This is a genomic window from Streptomyces sp. NEAU-W12 (assembly GCF_026242095.1).
Classification (GTDB): domain Bacteria; phylum Actinomycetota; class Actinomycetes; order Streptomycetales; family Streptomycetaceae; genus Streptomyces.
In genome coordinates, this window is record NZ_JAPJDM010000088.1 from 1 (window position 1) to 1,678 (window position 1,678).

At 74.6% G+C, this 1,678-nt stretch carries 1 protein-coding gene; it reads right to left on the reverse strand.

All coding sequences use genetic code 11. From position 1 onward, the window contains the following. Positions 1-1,678, reverse strand: a 1,678-nt coding sequence (locus tag ORI94_RS35180) for a polyketide synthase dehydratase domain-containing protein (RefSeq protein WP_266083179.1), incomplete at both ends; no start/stop codon positions are given.

Sequence of the window (1,678 nt, forward strand, 5' to 3'; positions counted from 1 at the left end):
ACCTCACCACCACGCACCGCCACCTCGGCCTCGGCCTCACCCACGGCCAGAACAGCACCCAGCAACTCGGCCGACAACACCACACCCGGCTCGACGTCCAGCAAACCGAACCGCCCCGGATGCTCCGACACGGCCGACCTCACCAGACCCCACACACCGGACCCGGTCAGGTCGTCACCCGTGACCGCGCCCCGCGTCACGAACACCAGACGCGACTGCGCGCACCGCTCGTCGGCCAGCCACGACCGCACCAGCTCCAGCACCCATACGGCCGCATCGTGCACGGCGTCCACCACTGCGCCGTTCTCGTGCGCAGCGACCTGCGGTACGACGGCGAAGACCGTCGCCGGTACCTCACCGGCCGCGAGGAGCGCGTCGATGCCGGTGTGACGGGGCCCGGGCAGTGCGGTCAGGAGGTCACCGGTGGTGGTGTCGAGGACGGCCGTGGAGGCGGTGCCGGTGCCGCTCGCCGGTGCGGCGGCGGGGGTCCACGCGACGTGGAAGAGGGCGTCCCGGGTCGTCGTGTCGACGGCGGTGCCGGAGGCGACGGCCCGCAGCACCAGGTTCTCGATGGTGGCGACCGGTGCTCCGGTGGGGTCGGCGACGGCGACGGACGCGGACTCGTCGCCGGTCCGGGTCAGGCGGACGCGGACGGCCCGGGCGCCGGTGGCGTGCAGGGTGACGCCTTCCCAGGAGAACGGGACGACTCCCCGCGCGAGTCCGCCGAGGGCGGAGATCTGCACGGACGCGTCGAGCAGTGCCGGGTGCAGACCGAAGCCGGCCGCGTCGCGCTCGGCGGAGTCGGGGAGGGCGACCTCGGCGAACACGTCGTCGCCCCGGCGCCAGGCGGCGCGCAGGCCCTGGAAAAGGGGGCCGTACTCGTACCCGCCCTCGGCCATGCGCTCGTAGAGGCCCGCCAGGTCGACGGGCTCGGCGTCGGCGGGCGGCCAGACAGCGGTGTCGAAGGCGGCGGTGTCGAAAGCGGGAGCCGTCCCCGGGGTGAGGACGCCGGTGGCGTGCTCGGTCCAGGGCCGGTCGTCCTCTCCCTCGGGGCGGGAGCGGGCGGTGAGGACCCGGCGGCCCGCGGCGTCGGCCGGGCCGACCTGGAGGTGCAGTTGGACGCCGCTCTGCTGGGGGAGGACGAGGGGGGCCGCCAGGGTGAGTTCCTCGACGCGGTCGCAGCCGACCTCGTCCCCGGCCCGCACCGCGAGTTCGACGAAGGCGGTGCCGGGCAGCAGGACGTTGCCCATGACGACGTGTTCGCCCAGCCACGGGTGGGTGCGCAGGGAGAGGCGGGTGGTGAGGAGCAGTCCGTCGGAGTCGGAGAACTCGACGGCCGCGCTGAGCAGGGGGTGGCCGGCGGAGCGCAGGCCGGCGGACTCGACGTCCCCGGGGGACACGTCGGGCGTGGGCCAGTAGCGCTGGTGCTGGAAGGGATATGTGGGGAGGTCGGTGAGCCGGGCGCCGGTTCCGGCGAGGTAGGCGGTCCAGTCGACCGTCTGGCCGTGCGCCGCCAGCCGTGCGAGGGCGGTGAGGGCCGCCGTCTCCTCGTCGCGGTCCTTGCGCAGCAACGGTACGAGGAGGGCGTCGTCGCCGGCGCTCTCGCGGGCCATGCCGCTGAGCACACCGTCCGGACCCAGCTCGACGAACCGGGTGACACCCTCACCGGCCAGCGCAC